Annotated in this window: 19 protein-coding genes; 1 reads left to right on the forward strand and 18 read right to left on the reverse strand. The window is 66.9% G+C overall.

Going from position 1 to position 17,011, the window contains the following annotated elements; translation table 11 throughout:
- Positions 1-38: 38 nt before the first annotated feature.
- From holB to nth, 18 genes are all read right to left on the reverse strand, one after another.
- Positions 39-1,040: a DNA polymerase III subunit delta' gene (gene holB, locus QZX93_RS21400; RefSeq protein ID WP_295390258.1), complete on the reverse strand. Its 1,002-nt coding sequence runs from the start codon at positions 1,038-1,040 to the stop codon at positions 39-41.
- A 185-nt stretch (positions 1,041-1,225) separates the two neighbouring features.
- Positions 1,226-1,882, reverse strand: coding sequence for a dTMP kinase (gene tmk, locus QZX93_RS21405; RefSeq protein WP_295390261.1), 657 nt, complete (start codon positions 1,880-1,882; stop codon positions 1,226-1,228).
- A gap of 237 nt (positions 1,883-2,119) precedes the next feature.
- Positions 2,120-3,124 (reverse strand): endolytic transglycosylase MltG, encoded by a 1,005-nt coding sequence (mltG, locus tag QZX93_RS21410; RefSeq protein WP_295390264.1) that lies wholly within the window; start codon positions 3,122-3,124, stop codon positions 2,120-2,122.
- A complete protein-coding gene (gene pabC / locus QZX93_RS21415) occupies positions 3,124-3,993 on the reverse strand; it encodes an aminodeoxychorismate lyase (protein WP_295390266.1) in 870 nt (289 codons plus the stop codon). Before pabC ends, mltG begins: the two co-directional genes overlap by 1 nt.
- Positions 3,994-4,014: 21 nt before the next feature.
- Positions 4,015-5,253, reverse strand: a complete 1,239-nt coding sequence (fabF, locus tag QZX93_RS21420) for a beta-ketoacyl-ACP synthase II (protein WP_295390268.1) — start codon at positions 5,251-5,253, stop codon at positions 4,015-4,017.
- 98 nt (positions 5,254-5,351) lie between these two features.
- Positions 5,352-5,588 carry an acyl carrier protein gene (acpP, locus tag QZX93_RS21425; RefSeq protein WP_295390270.1) on the reverse strand — a complete coding sequence of 79 codons (237 nt, stop codon included), beginning with the start codon at positions 5,586-5,588 and terminating at the stop codon, positions 5,352-5,354.
- Positions 5,589-5,741: 153 nt separating this feature from the next.
- Complete coding sequence (gene fabG, locus QZX93_RS21430; RefSeq protein ID WP_295390272.1) at positions 5,742-6,482, reverse strand: 3-oxoacyl-ACP reductase FabG; 741 nt, start codon at positions 6,480-6,482, stop codon at positions 5,742-5,744.
- Positions 6,469-7,443: an ACP S-malonyltransferase gene (gene fabD / locus QZX93_RS21435; RefSeq protein ID WP_295390274.1), complete on the reverse strand. Its 975-nt coding sequence runs from the start codon at positions 7,441-7,443 to the stop codon at positions 6,469-6,471. Before fabD ends, fabG begins: the two co-directional genes overlap by 14 nt.
- Positions 7,444-7,464: 21 nt before the next feature.
- Positions 7,465-8,421 carry a beta-ketoacyl-ACP synthase III gene (locus QZX93_RS21440; RefSeq protein ID WP_295390276.1) on the reverse strand — a complete coding sequence of 319 codons (957 nt, stop codon included), beginning with the start codon at positions 8,419-8,421 and terminating at the stop codon, positions 7,465-7,467.
- Entirely contained in the window at positions 8,421-9,491 is a 1,071-nt protein-coding gene (gene plsX / locus QZX93_RS21445) for a phosphate acyltransferase PlsX (protein ID WP_295390278.1), read from the reverse strand. Before plsX ends, QZX93_RS21440 begins: the two co-directional genes overlap by 1 nt.
- A gap of 116 nt (positions 9,492-9,607) precedes the next feature.
- Positions 9,608-9,784, reverse strand: a complete 177-nt coding sequence (gene rpmF, locus QZX93_RS21450; protein WP_295390280.1) for a 50S ribosomal protein L32 — start codon at positions 9,782-9,784, stop codon at positions 9,608-9,610.
- A 59-nt stretch (positions 9,785-9,843) separates the two neighbouring features.
- Positions 9,844-10,392: a YceD family protein gene (locus tag QZX93_RS21455; RefSeq protein WP_295390282.1), complete on the reverse strand. Its 549-nt coding sequence runs from the start codon at positions 10,390-10,392 to the stop codon at positions 9,844-9,846.
- Between the two features lie 39 nt (positions 10,393-10,431).
- Positions 10,432-11,727 (reverse strand): adenylosuccinate synthase, encoded by a 1,296-nt coding sequence (locus tag QZX93_RS21460; RefSeq protein ID WP_295390284.1) that lies wholly within the window; start codon positions 11,725-11,727, stop codon positions 10,432-10,434.
- A gap of 11 nt (positions 11,728-11,738) precedes the next feature.
- Positions 11,739-12,950 carry an ATP phosphoribosyltransferase regulatory subunit gene (locus tag QZX93_RS21465; RefSeq protein ID WP_295390294.1) on the reverse strand — a complete coding sequence of 404 codons (1,212 nt, stop codon included), beginning with the start codon at positions 12,948-12,950 and terminating at the stop codon, positions 11,739-11,741.
- 25 nt (positions 12,951-12,975) lie between these two features.
- Positions 12,976-13,158, reverse strand: a complete 183-nt coding sequence (locus QZX93_RS21470) for a DUF2065 domain-containing protein (RefSeq protein WP_295390286.1) — start codon at positions 13,156-13,158, stop codon at positions 12,976-12,978.
- Positions 13,159-13,494: 336 nt separating this feature from the next.
- Positions 13,495-14,631, reverse strand: a complete 1,137-nt coding sequence (gene queG / locus QZX93_RS21475) for a tRNA epoxyqueuosine(34) reductase QueG (RefSeq protein ID WP_295390288.1) — start codon at positions 14,629-14,631, stop codon at positions 13,495-13,497.
- Positions 14,592-15,035, reverse strand: coding sequence for a DUF1841 family protein (locus tag QZX93_RS21480; protein WP_295390290.1), 444 nt, complete (start codon positions 15,033-15,035; stop codon positions 14,592-14,594). Before QZX93_RS21480 ends, queG begins: the two co-directional genes overlap by 40 nt.
- Positions 15,036-15,053: 18 nt before the next feature.
- Positions 15,054-15,701 (reverse strand): endonuclease III, encoded by a 648-nt coding sequence (gene nth, locus QZX93_RS21485; protein ID WP_295390297.1) that lies wholly within the window; start codon positions 15,699-15,701, stop codon positions 15,054-15,056.
- Between the two features lie 290 nt (positions 15,702-15,991).
- On the opposite strand from nth, the gene lexA reads away from it, so the two are divergent.
- On the forward strand, positions 15,992-16,672 hold the full coding sequence (lexA, locus tag QZX93_RS21490; RefSeq protein ID WP_295390291.1) for a transcriptional repressor LexA: 681 nt from the start codon (positions 15,992-15,994) through the stop codon (positions 16,670-16,672).
- The last annotated feature ends 339 nt before the right edge of the window (positions 16,673-17,011 follow it).

Consider the following 17,011-nt stretch of genomic DNA (forward strand, 5'->3'; position numbering starts at 1 on the left):
GTGTGGTCTGTGATCGGCCGCCGGGGCGCCCGTGGCGCTCAATGTTTGGCGATCCGGGCCCATTCGATCAGCAGTGACTCCATCTGCATCAGCGGATTGACGGTGCTCTCCACCAGTCCCCTGGCCTCGAAGACCCGTCGCAGCAAGCGATGGGCGGCGCCAGGGTCAAGGTGCCGGGCCAGCGCGCCCAGCGGTGCGGCGAGCCCCGGATCGGCCAGTCGCGGCGGTGTGGGCGAGACCGCCAGACGTAGCAGGTCACAGAGAGTGCTTGCCAGGCAGTCCAATGATAGCCGGGTCCCGATCGCGTTCCAAGCCGCGGCCGCGGCCACCGGGTCGAGTTCGCCCTGGCCGATGCCGATGAGGCCGCGCACCAAGGTCTCGCGGTTATCCAGGGTCGGCTGGTCGAACTCAGCGCAGGCGCGCAGCGGGGCACCATAGGCCAGACGCAGGCGCAGGGGTGCCGCGGCGCCGAGCCGCGGGGTGAGCCAGGCCAGCGCCTGGTCGGCGGGCGGGACGGCCAGTTTGAGCAATTGGCAGCGGCTGCGGATGGTCGCCGGGAGCCGGCCGGGCTGTTCGGCGATGAGCAGCAGCAGGGTGTTGCCCGCCGGCTCCTCCAGGGTCTTGAGGAGCGCATTGGCGGCGGCGGCGTTCATCCGATCCGCCGGATCGATCAGCACCAGCTTACGCGTCCCGCGCACCGGGGTGAGGCCTGAGCGTTCGGTGAGTTCGCGGATGGCATCGATGGCGATCTCCCCGGATTTGGACTCCGGGTCCGGTACCACCTGTCGCGCGTCCGGGTGACTGCCGGCCGCATTGAGTTCACAGTCCGGGCACACGCCGCAGGGCAGTCCCGACGGGCCCGGGGTGGGGCAGAGCAGGGCACGGGCGAGCAGATCGGCCAACCGGCGCTTGCCCAAGCCGCGGGCGCCGACGATCAGTAGCGCATGGGGCAGCCGATCCGCCGCCAGCGCCTGCTGCAGCCGCGCCCAGCTCGGTTCCAGCCAGGGGAGCAGTGCGTTATCGACTGGGGCTTGGGTCATGCAGACTGATCATCCTGGAAAGAGGAGTTGTCTCACGCCAAGGCGCCAAGTTCGCCAAGGTTCTCCGGTCACTGATCGGCGATGGGTGATGAACCCTGCTGGTGATCCGGATGCTGGATTTTCCCTCTTGTATTTCTTGGCGAGCTTGGCGCCTTGGCGTGAGCCATTGGTCGGTGCATTTATTACTATTCATCGGCGGAGGAAAAAGCGTCTTCTTCCTGAGCCAATTCGGCGACGCTGCGGATGACCGTCGCCGTCACCTCGGCGAGGGGCTGGGTCGCATCCAACACCCGATAGCGCCCCGGGGCGGCGGCGGCCCGTGCGAGATAGACCGCGCGGGCGGCCTCGAAGAAGTGGAGTCGTTCCGCCTCGAAGCGATCCGGCTCGCCCCGGCCCCGCGCCCGCGCCAGACCAACGGCTGGGGGCAGGTCGAAGACCAGGGTCAGGTCGGGCCTCAGTGTTCCCTGGACCAAGTCTTCGAGGATGGCGATACGCTCGGCAGCGATGCCGCGGCCGCCGCCCTGATAGGCATAGGTGGCGTCGGTGAAACGGTCGCACAGCACCCAGGTGCCGGCGCTCAGGGCCGGCGTAATCGCCTGGGCCAGGTGTTCGGCCCGTGCCGCGAAGACCAGCAACAGTTCGGCGGTCCCGCTCATGCCGGTGTTGGTCCGGTCCAGCAGCAGTGTACGGATGCGCTCGGCGATCGGCGAGCCCCCCGGCTCGCGGGTGGTGACCACGGGCTGGCCCTGTGCGCTCAACCAGTCGGCCAGGGGCGCGATCTGGGATGACTTGCCGGCCCCCTCGATCCCCTCAAACGTAATGAAACGCCCTTGTTTAGTCATTGGCTTAATTGGTTACTCAATTGTTCGTTCCAGGGCCGCGAAGCGCAATCCTAATACCACTCTGGCGGTCGAACCGGCGGCGGGAAATTGGACAGGATTAACAGAATTACGCAAGATTAACAGGATTATTGGCTGCGAGGCGGCTCCACAGAGCATCCTGTAAATCCTGAGAAATCTTGTTAATCCTGTCCATTTATAATCAGACCGCTCGAACCGCGTGACCGGCTCTGGTGGCTGCTATTCGTGAGACCGCCGGAGTTGATACTCGCTCACTGCCCGATTGTGCTGTTCCAGGGTGGCGGAGAAGACATGCCCGCCGTCGCCCCGGGCGACGAAATACAGGCTATCGCCCGCCGCCGGGTGCAGGGCGGCGTGGATCGCCGCCTGCCCGGGCAGGGCAATCGGGGTCGGCGGCAGTCCGGCGATGACATAGGTGTTGTAGGGGGTTGCCTCGCGCAGGTCCGCGCGGCGCAGGTTCCCGTCGAAACGCGTACCCATCCCGTAGATCACTGTCGGGTCGGTCTGGAGCCGCATCCCGGCGTTCAGCCGTCGCACGAAGACCCCGCCGATCTCGGCTCGCTCGGCGGCCAGACCGGTCTCCTTCTCGATGATTGAGGCGAGGATCAGGGCCTCATCGGGGGTCTTGAGCGGCAGCCCCGGGGCCCGCCCGGCCCATTCGCCGGCGAGTACCTGGTCCATGCGGCTGGCGGCGCGCCGCAGCACATCCAACCCGGTGGTGCGTCGTGGGAAACTGTAGGTGTCCGGAAAGAACCGCCCTTCCGGGTGCGTTCCGGGGCGACCCAGGGCGGCCATCAATGACTCGTCGGACCGATCGGCGAGGTCGTTACCGAAATGGCCGTCGGCGAGGATCGCCGCCACCGCCTGACGGAAGGTCCAGCCCTCCACCAAGGTGATGGGGTACTGGATCACCCGCCCGGACACCAGCCGATCAATCACGGCGCCCGGGGTCATGCCTTGGGTCAGTTCGAATTCTCCGGCCTTGAAGCGGGCGCCGTCGCCGCGTCGATGGGCGAGCAGAAGGAAATAATAGGGGTGGCGGATGAGCCCGTGGGCGGTCAGTGCGTCCGCGATCTGGCGCGCGCCGCTGCCCCGCGGGACCTCGAACACCAGGGTCGGCTCGCCGATGCGCACCGGCGTGGCGATGAAGCGCTGGTAGTCGAGCCAGACCCCAGTCGCCAGGACGCAGACGCCGAGCGCGAGTGCCGCGAGCACGCGTCCCATCACGGCCACTCCGTGGTTCGGGCCGCCGCGGCGACGGCCTTGAGCAGGCTCCAGGGCAAGCGCCCCAGATCGTAGTCGCGCCCGTCCAGCCGACGGACCGGCCACACCCCGATCAGCGAGTTGGTCACAAACAGGCCGGGCGCCTCGCGCAATGCACGCGGCGGCAGGTCGCGCTCACGGCAGTCGAGCCCCTGACGGCTGGCGATCTCCAGGGTCAGTGCGCGCACCGTGCCGGCGATTCCGGCCAAGTCGAGGACCGGCGTCAGTAGGGCCGTACCGGTCCAGAGAAACAGGTTGGTCATGGTCCCGCCGATCACTTGCCCATCCTCCCGGAGCATCAAGCCCTCTGCAATCTCCGGGTCGGTCCACTCGGCGCGCGCCAGCACGCTATCCAAGCGATTGAGATGTTTGATGCCGGCCAGGGTCCGGTTCTGGGAGGCCCGGGTCAGGCAAAAGCGTAGATTCACACCCGCGGTACACCAGGTGTCTGGCCAGGTAGGCAGCGGATAGAGCAATAGGGCACGGCGCGGTTGGGGGTCCGCCGCTGGGCGATAGCCACGCCCGCCGGTCCCCCGGGTGATCAGGACCTTGAGTACCCCAGTGTCGATGCCCTGGAGCAGGTCGCGGACCTCGTCCTCCAGCGGCCCGACCGGCGGTGCCGGGATGCCGAGACGGGTACACCCCAGCGTCAAACGGGCCAGATGCCTGGACCACTGACAGGGCGCCCCGTCCCGGATCAGGACGGTCTCGAACAGACCGTCACCATAGGCCAAGCCCCGATCCCAGATCGGCACCACGTCCGCCCCGGCCCCGTCGATCAGGACCCGCAGCGGTCCTGCAGCGTCCGGGGGGGCAGACCTCGGGTCCATCTGCACCCGACCTCCGGCCGCTTAGGCGCGACGGAAGAGGAGGCTCCCGTTGGTCCCGCCGAAACCGAACGAGTTGGTCAAGGCCAGATCGATACGCATTTCACGTGCCGTATTCGGTACATAGTCGAGATCGCAGTCCGGGTCCGGGGTTTCATAGTTGATGGTGGGCGGGGCGACCTGATCGCGGAGCGCCAGGATGGTAAAGATCGCCTCGGCCCCACCGGCGGCCCCGAGCATGTGCCCGGTCATCGACTTGGTGGAACTCACCGCGACCTTATAAGCCAGGTCGCCGAAGGCCCGCTTGATGGCCATGGTCTCGGCCGCGTCGCCGGCCGGGGTGGAGGTCCCGTGGGCGTTGATATAGTGGACCTCATCGCGGTTCACGCCGGCATCGTTCATGGCCAGCAGCATGCACTCGGAGGCCCCTTCGCCGTTCTCCGAGGGCGCGGTCATGTGATAGGCGTCGGAGTTCATCCCGACCCCGATCAGTTCCGCATAGATCGGCGCGCCGCGGGCGACCGCCCGCTCGTACTCCTCCAACACGACCACGCCGGCCCCGTCACTGAGCACGAAACCGTCCCGATCCTTGTCGAAGGGGCGGCTGGCGCGCTCCGGGTCATCGTTGCGGGTGGACAGCGCGCGGGCGGCGGCGAAGCCACCCAGGCCGACCGGGGAGGTCGCCATCTCGGCGCCGCCGGCGATCATGACGTCCACATAGCCGTGGCGAATCATGATGGCCGCCTCACCGATATTGTGACTGCCGGTGCTGCACGCGGAGACGATCGAGTAGTTCGGCCCCTTGAGCCCAAATTTGATCGACAGGTCCCCCGCGACCATGTTGATGATGTTGGCCGGCACGAAAAACGGCGAGATCCGACGCGGCCCCTTTGAACGATAGGCCTCGTAGTTGTTCTCGATACCGGTGATACCGCCGATGCCCGAGCCGATGGCCACCCCGATGCGCCGACAGTTGGACTCGTCGATGACGAGGCCTGAGTCGGCGATGGCCTGGCAGCCGGCTGCCATTCCATAGTGGATGAATTTGTCCATCTTCTTGGAATCCTTTTCCGAGACATAGACGGTCGGATCAAAGCCGTAGATCGGACCGCCGAAGCGCGTACTGAACGGTCCCACGTCGAAATGGGTGATCGGCTTGATTCCGCTCTTGCCGGCAAGGATATTGTTCCAGGACGATTTGACGTCCAAGCCTACCGGCGCCACCAGACCCAGTCCGGTGACCACGACCCTTCTGACTGTCATTACCTACCCCTCTTGCTCGGAATGACTTGACGGGCAAGCGCCGCACGCGAAGTCCTTATCATCGGGCGGCGGCCGTTCCGTCATCGAAGCAGCGCGCCTCAGCCAAGGTGCTCGTTGATGTAGTTGATCGCCTGCTGGACGGTGGTGATCTTCTCCGCGTCCTCGTCAGGGATCTCGGTCTCGAATTCCTCTTCGAGGGCCATCACCAGTTCCACGGTATCGAGGGAATCCGCGCCGAGATCGTCGACGAAGGAGGCCTCGAGGGTCACCTCTTCTTCTTTGACGCTTAACTGCTCGATGACGATCTTCCGAACTCGCTCTTCAACGCTGCTCATGAGTCTGAATCCTCCGAAAGGCAAAAGTACGGCCCGGGGCGGGCCAGACGGTATTCTAGTGACAATCGACGGGCGATGAAAGCCGATAACGGCGCCCAGGCCAATCAATTAACCAGATGATTTTACTTGGGGTTGACCAACATTGGCCGACCCTCAGGCCATGTACATCCCGCCGTTGACATGCAAGGTCTCGCCGGTGATGTAGGCGGCGTGGCGCGAGGCCAGGAAGACGACCGCGGCGGCGACCTCCTCCGGCAGGCCGAAACGCCCCAGGGGTACGCCCCCCAGGATGATCGCTTGCTGGGCCTGCGGCAGCGCCCGCGTCATGTCGGTGTCGATCAGGCCCGGGGCGATACAGTTGACCGTGATGGCGCGGGAGCCGACTTCGCGGGCCAGTGACTTGGTGAAGCCCATCATCCCGGCCTTGGCCGCGGCATAGTTGGTTTGCCCGGCGTTGCCCATCGTGGCGACGACCGAGGCGATATTGATGATCCGCCCGCGGCGCGCCTTGGCCATGCTGCGCAGGCACGCCTTCGACATCCGGTAGACGGACCCGAGATTGGTGCCGATGACCGCGTCCCACTCTTCTTCTTTCATGCGCATCAAGAGGTTATCGCGGGTGATTCCGGCGTTGTTGACGAGGATGCTGGGCGCGCCCAGGCGCTGCGTCAAGGCCTCCATGGCGGTCTCGACCGAGGCCGGATCGGCGACATCGAGCACCAGCCCCAGGCCCTGATAGCCGGCGTCCGCCAAGGCCTGCGTGACGGCGTCGGCACCGCCCTGGGTGGTCGCGGTGCCGGCGACCACGGCACCCTGCGCGGCGAGCGCAGCCGCAATGGCGCGGCCGATGCCGCGGGAGGCCCCAGTAACCAGTGCGATTTCACCCGTGAGCATGGGTCGTCTCCTCGTGTACTGCGCTGAGTGCTAAGGTAAGTGCCGCGGCCAGCGTATCCGGGTCGAAGACCGGTCGCGCGGTCATGGCCTTATCGATACGTTTGTTGAGCCCGGTCAGCACCTTGCCTGGCCCGAATTCGAGGGCGAGACGCACGCCGCCGGTGCTCATGGCCGCCATGGTCGCCACCCAGCGAACCGGCTGGTAGAGCTGCATGCACAGCCGTTCCTTCAGTCCCGCGAGCGAGTCCGCCGCGGTGACGTCCACGTTGTGCAGCACCGGCACCCTGGGGACGCGCAGGTCCAAGGCGTCGAGCCGCTCCGCCAGTTGGGCCGCGGCCGGGCGCATCAGGGCGCAATGGGAGGGTACGCTAACCGGCAAGGGCAGGGCGCGCTTGGCACCCGCCGCCGGGGCGGCGGCAATCGCGCGGGCGACCGCCGCGGCCTCACCGGCGATGACGACCTGGCCGGGGGCGTTGAAATTGACTGCCTCCAGCACGGCCCCCTGCGCCTGCTCGGCACAGAGTGCCACCGCCTGCGCGTCAGTCAGGCCGATCAGCGCCGCCATGGCCCCTTGGCCGAGCGGCACCGCCGCTTGCATGAACCGGGCGCGCGCCGCCGCCAGCCGGACCCCATCGGCGAGACTTAAAGCGTCCGCCGCGACCAGTGCCGTGTATTCGCCCAGGCTGTGTCCGGCCATGATGGTCGGCGTGGGACCGCCCTGGGCCTGCCAGACCCGCCAGACGGCGACCCCGGCAGTGAGCATGGCCGGCTGGGTGTTCTCGGTCTGATCCAATGCGTCCGCGGGACCGGCGCTGACCAGCGTCCAGAGATCGCGATCCAATGCATCGGAGGCCTCCGCGAAGGTCTCGCGCACCAGCGGATAGACGGCGGCCAGGGCATCGAGCATCCCGACGGATTGGGAGCCCTGACCGGGAAAACAGCCTGCAAGTGGTGTTGTCATGTGCGTCTGTAACAGGGAAGGTTAGTAGCGTACCAGGGCCGAGCCCCAGGTAAAACCGCCGCCGATGGCCTCCAACAGCAGCAACTGTCCGCGCTGGATACGCCCGTCGCGTACCGCCGTGTCCAGGGCCAGCGGGATGGACGCGGCCGAGGTGTTGGCGTGGTCGGCCACCGTGACCACGACCCGCTCCATCGGCAGGCGGATCTTGCGCGCGATGGCCTGGATGATGCGCAGGTTGGCCTGATGGGGGATAAACCAGTCAACATCGGCCATCGTCAGACGATTGGCCGTGAGGGTGTCCTCGACCAGCTTGCTCAGGACGGTCACCGCGAACCTGAAGACTTCGTTACCCTTCATGGTTACGTGGTTGTTGTCATAGTCCCCGTTGCCGATGCCCCCCGGCACCTGCAACATATCCTTGTAAGCGCCATCCGCGTGGAGACTGGTGACGACAATGCCGGGCTCGTCGCTGGCGCCCAAGACCACGGCGCCGGCGCCATCGCCGAACAGGACGCAGGTGCCCCGATCGTTCCAGTCCAGGAGGCGCGAAAAGGCCTCGGCCCCGACCACCAACACGTGCCGGGCGGAGCCGGTACGGATGAACTTGTCGGCGATACTCAACGCGTAGACGAAGCCGGCACACACCGCCTGGACATCGAAGGCCGGACAGCCATGAACATCCAGGCGTTGTTCCAAGATGGTGGCCGTGCTCGGGAAATATTGGTCCGGCGTGGTCGTGGCGACGATGATGAGATCCAGGTCCGTCGCGGCTATCCCGGCCGCCTCGATGGCCAGGCGGGCGGCCCGCTCGGCCAGGTCGCAGCAGGTTTCGCCCTCCACCACCAGGTGGCGCTTTTCGATTCCGGTGCGTTCACGGATCCAGGCGTCGGAGGTATCGACGAAGGCTTCGAGATCGGCATTGGTCACTACCCGCTCGGGGAGATAGCCGCCGGTCCCGAGAATTCGGGAGTATGTCATCAGGCGCTCGCTCTGAGCTGGTCGGCAATGACGCGCTCTCGATCGATGCGGTCGATCCCGAGGTGCCGACCCACCTGCTCGGCAATCCGCCGCGGGATGTCGCAGTGGATCTCTTGCTCGGCGATGCGGATCGCGTTTTCGAAGGCGAAGGCATCCGCCCCGCCGTGACTCTTGATCACGATGCCGCGTAGCCCGAGCAGGCTCGCGCCGTTGTAACGTCGGGTGTCCATGGTGCGGCGGAAGCTGTTGATGATCGGTAGTGCAGCCAGCCCCGCCAGGCGGCTAAACAGGTTGCGCTTGAAGGCCGCGCTCAGGGTGTGCCGCACCATTTTGGCGACCCCCTCGCTGCTCTTCAAGGCCACGTTGCCGACGAAGCCGTCGGTGACCACCAAGTCCACGTCCTCCAGATAGACGTCGTCGCCCTCGGCATAGCCCACATAGTTGAGCCCGCTGCGCGACAGCAGTTCATGGGCCTTTTTGACCTGCTCGTTGCCCTTCATCTCTTCCTGACCGATATTGAGCAGGGCCACCTTGGGCTCGGCAATGCCGTCCACGGCCTTGACCAACTCACTGCCCATGACGGCGAATTGGAACAGGTGTTCGGCGGTGCAGTCGACGTTGGCGCCCAGGTCCAGCATGTGGGTGTGACCATGCAGCGAGGGCACCGCCGTGATGATCGCGGGGCGATCCACGCTGGGCAGCATCTTGAGTACGAAGCGTGCGATGGCCATCAGCGCCCCGGTGTTCCCGGCGCTCACACAGGCGTTGGCCTCGCCGGTCTTGACCAGGTCGATGGCTACGCGCATGGATGAGTCTTTCTTGTTGCGCAGGGCCTTGGAGGGCGACTCGTCCATCTCCACCGTCTGCGTGGCGTGCTGGATGCGGATCCGCTCGCCCCACTTCTGGATCGCCTTGGCGCCCAGCTCGGCGCGGATACGCTCCTGGTCTCCGACCAGGATCAGGTCCACGACACTGTTGTTGGCGAGGAAGCTCAAGGCCGCCGGCACCACGACATGGGGGCCGTGGTCGCCGCCCATCGCGTCCAGTGCGATCGTGTGGCGCCCGCTCACAAAGGGTCTGGGTTCCTGTGGTATTGCTGCCGGGTCCTCAGTCAGGTCGCCACTTGCTGGGGCGGCACCCGCTACCGATGTCGTGCGCACGACAGTTAAAGGTGCCGCATTCCGAATCACTCCGCTTTATCCATGACCTTCCGGCCGCGATAGAAGCCATCCGCGGAGACGTGGTGACGCCGATGCACCTCGCCGCTCGTGGATTCCACCGACAGGGTCGGGCCGGTCAGGGCGTCGTGTGAGCGACGCATGTCGCGCCGGGAGCGGGTTTTGCGGTTCTGGGGAACAGCCATGGTCTTCTCCTTATAGGATGGTCAGTCGGCCATCCTATTTGTTAAAAATGGAAGTTTATTTAGCCTTTCGACTTCAGGGCGGCGAGCACTGCGAACGGGTTTTTCTTCTCGTCGACCGCGCCGGCCTGCGCGCTGTCGGTTGAGTCCGGCGGCAACGCGGCCTGGCATTCGCCGACCTCGTGGATGGGCGCGAGCGGCAGGGCCAGCAGCAACTCGTCCTCGATCAGGTCCAAGGGGTTGATCGGCGCCTCCCCAACCGGCAGCGGGTCGTACTGGTCCGCCACCTCCGGTAGCCGATCGAGGCCCAGTGTGTCCGTCTGGCTGACCGCTCGCACCAATGCCAGGGCGATCGGCAAGTCTAAGCTGAGTCCGACCTCCCCCATGCAGCGCTCGCAGCGCAGTCGCAAATCCATCGCGACCCGACCCATTGCCACCGCCTGCCGCGCCTCGTCGCGCTCGAAGGCCAGCGTGTAATGGGCCGATCCGTCCGCCCCCACGACCGCCGCGGCCAACCGCGGCAGTTGCGCGAGCGTGGCACTGCCGGCAAAGGCCGCGCCGAGACGCACGGCCCGCCAGAGATCGAGTTCTTGAGGCAGCGGAGCGAACATAAGCGCGGCAAAATAACCGATATGAGGCTAGGGAGTCAATCAGACCTCGAACGGATGACGCAGGACCAGGGTCTCGGACCGGTCCGGACCGGTTGAGATCAGGTCGATGGGCAGCCCGCTCAGGTCCTCGATGGTCTTGAGATACGACCTGGCATTGGCCGGCAGGGCGTCCAGCGACGCGGCCCCGACCGTGGACTCGGACCAACCCGGCAGTTCCAGATAGCGCGGCGTGCAGCGCGCCAGCGCATCGGCGCCGACCGGCGGGGTACTGAGCGTCTGGCCATCCAGCTCGTAGGAGGTGCAGATCTTCAGCCGCTCCATGCCGTCGAGTACATCGAGCTTAGTGATGCAGACCCCGGTGACGCTGTTGATGGCGAAGGAGCGCTTGAGTGCCACCATGTCCAGCCAGCCGCAGCGCCGCTTGCGCCCGGTGGTGGCGCCGAACTCGTGCCCGCGGCGGCCCAGACCATCGCCGTCGGCGTCGAACAGCTCGGTCGGGAAGGGACCGCCGCCGACCCGGGTCGTGTAGGCCTTGACGATCCCCAGGACGTAGTCGAGGTCGCGCGGTCCCACCCCGCTGCCGCAGGCGGCCCCGCCGGCGGTGGTGTTGGAGGAGGTGACATAGGGGTAGGTGCCGTGGTCGATGTCGAGCATCGAGCCCTGGGCGCCCTCGAAGAGCACGTCCGCGCCCTGGGCGCGCAGGGCGTGCAGCACCCCCGGGACGTCCACGACCATGGGCCGCAACTGTTCGGCGTGGGCCAGCGACTCGTCGAGCACCGCGGCGTAGTCCACCGGGGCGGCCTTGAAATAGTGTTCCAGGGCGAAGTTGTGATACTCCAGGACCTCGCGCAGACGCTCCTTGAAGTGCTCGGGCTCGAGCAGTTCGCCCAAGCGAATCCCGCGCCGGGCGACCTTGTCCTCGTAGGCCGGACCGATGCCGCGCCCGGTGGTGCCGATCGCCTTGGCGCCGCGCGCCCGCTCCCGCGCCAGGTCCAGGGCCACATGGTAGGGCAGGATCAGGGCGCAGGCGGCGGAGAGCCCCAGGCGTTCGCGCACCGGCACCCCGCTCTGCTCCAGGGCGGCAATCTCGGTCAACAGCGCCGATGGCGACAGGACCACCCCGTTGCCGATCAGACAGCGTACCCCCGGGTGCAGGATGCCCGAGGGTACCAGGTGCAGGACGGTCTTGACCCCGTCGATCACCAGCGTATGGCCGGCGTTGTGGCCGCCCTGAAAGCGCACCACGGCGCTCACGCGCTCGGTGAGCAGGTCGACGACCTTGCCCTTGCCTTCGTCACCCCATTGGGTGCCAATCACTACGACGTTATTGCCCATCTGGGAGCTTCCTAAATCTCATCAAGTACTTGAATTTCCCAACCGGCCGCGCCCTGGATCAGGTGCCGGTCGCAGCCGAGTTCCTGGGGGGTGCGCGCCGCTGTCGGCGCGGCCGCGGCGCCGCCCGCCGGCAGGGCGGCGATGACCCGCTCCCCCGCCTGGCGTAGCCGTTGTATCTGGGCGAGCAGGGCCGGGTCGCTCGACCAGGGGGCATAGATCGCCGGGGTCGGCGCGGCGCGCCGGGACCCCAGTCGCAGCAGCCCCTTGAGGTCGGTGCTGAAACCCACCGCCGGGCGCGCCCGCCCGAAGACCCGGCCGATGTCGTCATAGCGACCGCCGCGGGCGATCTCCAACCCCCAGCCGGGGACGAAGGCGGCAAACACGGCGCCGGTCTTGTAGCGATACCCGCGCAGCTCCGCCAGGTCGTAATGGATCGAGACGTCCGGTAGCCAGTCGTGCAGGGCGGCGGCGAGCCGACCCAGATCGTCCACGGCGTGCTGCACCGCCGGGGCCGCCAGGCGCAGCGCGGACGCCGCCCGGGTCAGTGCGTCGTCCCCGTTCAGATCGGCCAGGGCGATCAGCATGTCGGCCGTCGCGGCGGGCAGCCCGCAACCGGCGACCAGGGTCTCGATCTCCGGGATGGCCTTGCGTTGCAGCGCATCGAACAGTGCGTGTTCCTGGGGCGCGGTGAGGCCCGCCTGGCGGGCCAGACCGCGGAAGACGCCTACATGCCCCAGGTCCAGATAACAGCCGGAGATGCCGGCGGCGCTCAGGGTCTCGCTGATCAGGCGCAGGATCTCGACCTCGCTCTCGATCCCCGCGTGGCCGAAAATCTCCGCGCCGATCTGGTAAGGGCTGCGCGTCCCGGCAAAGCCGTCGGCACGGGTATGCAGCACGGTGCCGAGATAGCACAGTCGCGTGGGGGTATCGCGGCGCAGGTGGTGGGCGTCGATACGCGCCACCTGGGGTGTCATATCCGCGCGTACGCCCAGCAGGCGGCCGCTCAACTGATCCGTGAGCTTGAAGGTCTGGAGGTCCAGGTCCTGCCCGGTCCCGGTCAACAGGGAGTCCAGGTAGTCGATGAAGGGCGGGATGACCAGTTCGTAGCCCCAACCCCGGTACAGGTCCAAGAGGTCCCGGCGCAGGGATTCAAGTACCTGTGCCTGGGGCGGCAGGATCTCCTCGATCCCGGTCGGCAGCAGCCAGCGTTCCTCGTCCATCAATACCACTTTAAGTTGATCCGCACGCTCAGTTGACCAGATACAGCAGACCGACCCCGGCCAGCATGCTGACCAGTCCGGTCAGATGCAGTTTGCCATCGGATTCGCGGGCGACCGCGATCAGGGCGCGCCGAAAGCTCGCCGGGCTCAGAAAGGGCCAGATGCCCTCCGCGACCAAGAGCAGTGCCGCCGCGATCAGGAGTTCATGCACCAGAGTCAGACACCGCGCCAGTTGGACGGGGGATCGCGGCCGCTGGCCACCCCCCAAATGATTCAAGCCCGGCAGTGTTCCAGACCCGGCGGCGTTTGTCCAACCCCGGCGCCCCGCGTTGCCCGCGCGCCGCCGTAGCCCTGCACCGAAATTCCGCAATGGATCACGCCCAGGCGCCAAGCTCGCCAAGCAAGACAACGGGATGCGTTCAGTATCCAGATCACCAGACAGCGCAATGGCCGCACACCGATAACATATTGAAAAACCTTGGCGAGCTTGGCGCCTTGGCGTGACAACAGCGTTTGCCAAGTGCAACCATGACCCTGGCGTCTCGCTTCAGTGCGCGATTGAGCATTCGACCTCATCCAGGCCTCCCTGGCGTGCCAGCGCCCAGCGGACATGCTCGCGTACGAGCTCGCTCGGATGGTCGGTGCGTGCTGCCAGCGCGGCGGCTGCCGCGGCGCTGCGCGGGGCATTGCCGAGCGCCACGGCCAGATTGCGCAGCCAGCGTTCATGACCGATGCGCCGGATCGCCGAGCCCTCGGTGCGGGCCAGGAAGGTCGCTTCATCCCAGGCGAAGAGCTCGATCAGCGTTGCGTCGGCAAGCCCAGCGCGGGGCCGAAAGTCCGGCTCCGCGGTCAATTGGGCAAAGCGGTTCCAGGGGCAGGCCAGTTGGCAGTCGTCGCAGCCGTAGATGCGGTTGCCGATGAGCGGGCGCAGGGGTTCAGGGATGCTGCCGTGGTGTTCGATGGTGAGATAGGCGATGCAGCGGCGGGCGTCGAGCCGGTAGGGCGCCACGATGGCCCCGGTGGGGCAGGCCGTGAGACAGGCGCGGCAGCGGCCGCAGTGGTCGACCCCCGGCGGGTCTGGGGGCAGGACGAGCTCCGTGTAGATGACCCCGAGAAAAAACCAGGAGCCGGCCTGCCGGTCGATCAGGTTGGTGTGCTTGCCGATCCAGCCGAGTCCCGCGCGTTGCGCGAGCGGCTTCTCCAGTACCGGGGCCGAGTCGACGAAGACCCGGTGGCCGAAGGGGCCGATGGCCGCGGCGATGCGCTCGGCCAACTGTTGCAGCCGGCGGCGCAGGACCTTGTGATAGTCCCGCCCCAGGGCATAGCGCGAGATGAAGGCGTGGGCCGGGTCCGCCAGGGCCGCCGCCATGGCCGCGGGCGGCTGCGGCAGATAGTCGAGGCGCGCCGCGATCACCGTGCGGGTGCCGGGGACCAGTTCGGCGGGGCGGGCGCGGCGCGTGCCATGGCGGGCCATATAGTCCATGTCGCCGTGGTAGCCGAGTGCCAGCCAGTCGGTCAGATGGGCCTCGGCGGTGCTCAAGTCCGTATCCGTGATGCCGACCTGCTGCAAGCCCAGTTCCCGGCCCCAGTCCTTGATCGCCGCGGCCAGCGCGGCACCGTCCTGGCGTGCGGCGGGCGCCTGAGTCACCGTGGCCGCAGGCCCCCGCCGGCGCGCTTGATGCATTTGAGATAGGCCTTGTCGTTGAAGGGATGGTCGTCGCGCTGAAGGCGCCATAGGCCCTCCGCCAGGCACTGCATCATCCGATGCTCGGCCTCATGCACATCCCCGGTGGTCGCCACCAACTGCTGGTGCAGGCGGCGGATGCCCGCCGGCTGGTCGACACTGAGCTGGTCGAGGATGGCGATATGCAGGCCCATGTGCATGAAGGGATTGGTCTGGCCCGCATCCACTGGAAAGTCCCGGTCCAGGTTGCGCTCCGGGTCGGTCAGATAGTCCTCGTACTCGGGGTGCATGCGCGCGATCTGTACGATCTGGGCCTCCACCGGCTGCAAGGGCTGGCCGGCCTTGGCCTTGGCCCAGGCCGTGATGAAGGTGCTGCGATGGCTTTGGCGGTCGGCGGGGAACATGGTTAAGGCTCGCTGTTGTTAGGGGGGGCTCGCCGCCGGCGTCTTGTCCGGGAACTCGCACAGGTCGGCGATCGGGCAGGTGGGGCATTTGGGGGTACGGGCCACGCAGACATAGCGTCCGTGCAGGATCAGCCAGTGGTGGGCGTCCTTCAGGAACTCCCGGGGCACGTGCCGCAGGAAGGCCAGCTCCACCGCGAGCACCGTCTTGCCCGGGGCGATACGGGTGCGGTTGCCGACCCGAAAGAGGTGGGTGTCCACCGCCATGGTCGGCTCGCCGAAGGCGGTGTTGAGCACCACATTGGCGGTCTTGCGGCCCACTCCGGGCAGGGCCTCCAGCGACTGGCGATCCCGCGGCACGGCCCCGCCGTGTACGGCGACCAACTGCGCGCAGGTCGCCATCAGGTGGCGCGCCTTGCTGTTGAAGAGCCCGATGGTGCGGATATGGTCCTTCAGCCCCGCCTCGCCCAGGTCCAGGATCGCCTGCGGGGTGTTGGCGACGGCAAAGAGCCGGGCCGTGGCCTGGTTGACACTCTTGTCGGTCGCCTGGGCGGAGAGGATCACCGCCACCAGCAGCTCAAACGGCCCCTGATACTTAAGCTCGGTGGTCGGGTGCGGGTTGGCGGCGCGCAGGCGCTCGAAGATCTGACGGCGTTTGGCGGCGTTCATGGGCGGCAAGGATAGGGCGCGCGGCCCGCCGGGCCAAGTCCGCTGCACCGAGATCCGGGAATTGCTCACGCCAAGGCGCCAAGCTCGCCAAGTTTTTTCAATGTGTTATCTTCGCTTGGTGACCTACCCGTCGGGTAATTCTGATGCTGCCCCCAGGCTCTTGAGCTTTCTTGGCGCCTTGGCGCCTTGGCGTGACAACGGCGTTTTCCTAAGTGAACCAAATGTGGCTTCCAGATGGGGCGTCCCGCGGCGGCCTTGCAAATCGCCGATGACTGGATAAAAATACAGTGATGACCAACCCACTCACCGACCGCCAGCGCCAGGTCCTGGACCTGATCGAGCGTCACATCCGCACGACCGGGGTGCCGCCGACCCGTGCCGAGATCGCCGACGCCCTGGGATTCCGCTCCGCCAACGCGGCGGAGGACCACCTGCGCGCGCTGGCCCGGCGCGGCGCCATCGAACTCACCCGTGGGCGTTCCCGGGGCATCCGGCTGATCGCGCTCGCGGGCGCGTCTGCCGATGGCGCGTCGACGCGCGCCGGGCTGGATAGCGCGGCGTTGGACCTGCCGGCGATCGGCCGGGTCGCCGCCGGCAGCCCCATCCTGGCCGCCGAGCACGTGGAGGACCGCTACCCGATCGGCCCGGACCTCTTCCACCCCCGGGCCGACTATCTGCTGCGGGTGCGCGGCAGCAGCATGCGCGATGCCGGCATCCTCGACGGCGACCTGCTCGCCGTCCATGCCGCCCAAACGGCCGAGAACGGCCAGATCGTGGTGGCGCGGCTCAATGATGAGGTCACGGTCAAGCGCCTGCGCCGCCATGCCCGCTGGGTCTATCGGGTCGAGCTGGTGGCGGAGAACCCCGACTTTGCGCCGATCGTGGTGGACCTGCGTCAACAGGAGCTCACCATCGAGGGCATCGCCGTCGGGGTGCTGCGTCTCGGGTTGGCCGGGCCGCAGCAGTTGTAGCCGATGGACATGGACAGGGCAGTTGTCACGCCAAGGCGCCAAGCTCGCCAAGGTGTTTCAGTGTGTTATCAGCATTGGGCCATTGCTCCGGCGGCTGATCTGGAGGTTAACCTATCTTGTGGTCTTTCTTGGCTAGCTTGGCGCCTTGGCGTGAGCAATTGCCGGATTTAGGATGAACTTGCAACAACTGCTTGGGCGGCGCCAGGGCGGAACCGTTCTAGCCAGGACTCTCTGTTGCAACCGGCGGTTGTCCGCAACACTGGACAACGCCAGGTGGCCCGGGTATAAAGCACGTCGGTCCCCTTACTGTCCGAGGCCCCGTGCGTGAACCTTCGTGAG

The organism is uncultured Thiodictyon sp., assembly GCF_903946935.1.
Taxonomy (GTDB): Bacteria; Pseudomonadota; Gammaproteobacteria; order Chromatiales; family Chromatiaceae; genus Thiodictyon.

Bases quoted from the DNA above. Each gene is read 5' to 3' on its own strand.
- holB (WP_295390258.1), bottom strand. From the start codon at position 1,040: ATGACCCAAGCCCCAGTCGATAACGCACTGCTCCCCTGGCTGGAACCG.
- tmk (WP_295390261.1), bottom strand. From the start codon at position 1,882: ATGACTAAACAAGGGCGTTTCATTACGTTTGAGGGGATCGAGGGGGCC.
- mltG (WP_295390264.1), bottom strand. From the start codon at position 3,124: ATGGGACGCGTGCTCGCGGCACTCGCGCTCGGCGTCTGCGTCCTGGCG.
- pabC (WP_295390266.1), bottom strand. From the start codon at position 3,993: ATGGACCCGAGGTCTGCCCCCCCGGACGCTGCAGGACCGCTGCGGGTC.
- fabF (WP_295390268.1), bottom strand. From the start codon at position 5,253: ATGACAGTCAGAAGGGTCGTGGTCACCGGACTGGGTCTGGTGGCGCCG.
- acpP (WP_295390270.1), bottom strand. From the start codon at position 5,588: ATGAGCAGCGTTGAAGAGCGAGTTCGGAAGATCGTCATCGAGCAGTTA.
- fabG (WP_295390272.1), bottom strand. From the start codon at position 6,482: ATGCTCACGGGTGAAATCGCACTGGTTACTGGGGCCTCCCGCGGCATC.
- fabD (WP_295390274.1), bottom strand. From the start codon at position 7,443: ATGACAACACCACTTGCAGGCTGTTTTCCCGGTCAGGGCTCCCAATCC.
- QZX93_RS21440 (WP_295390276.1), bottom strand. From the start codon at position 8,421: ATGACATACTCCCGAATTCTCGGGACCGGCGGCTATCTCCCCGAGCGG.
- rpmF (WP_295390280.1), bottom strand. From the start codon at position 9,784: ATGGCTGTTCCCCAGAACCGCAAAACCCGCTCCCGGCGCGACATGCGT.
- QZX93_RS21455 (WP_295390282.1), bottom strand. From the start codon at position 10,392: ATGTTCGCTCCGCTGCCTCAAGAACTCGATCTCTGGCGGGCCGTGCGT.
- QZX93_RS21460 (WP_295390284.1), bottom strand. From the start codon at position 11,727: ATGGGCAATAACGTCGTAGTGATTGGCACCCAATGGGGTGACGAAGGC.
- queG (WP_295390288.1), bottom strand. From the start codon at position 14,631: ATGCATCAAGCGCGCCGGCGGGGGCCTGCGGCCACGGTGACTCAGGCG.
- QZX93_RS21480 (WP_295390290.1), bottom strand. From the start codon at position 15,035: ATGTTCCCCGCCGACCGCCAAAGCCATCGCAGCACCTTCATCACGGCC.
- nth (WP_295390297.1), bottom strand. From the start codon at position 15,701: ATGAACGCCGCCAAACGCCGTCAGATCTTCGAGCGCCTGCGCGCCGCC.
- lexA (WP_295390291.1), top strand. From the start codon at position 15,992: ATGACCAACCCACTCACCGACCGCCAGCGCCAGGTCCTGGACCTGATC.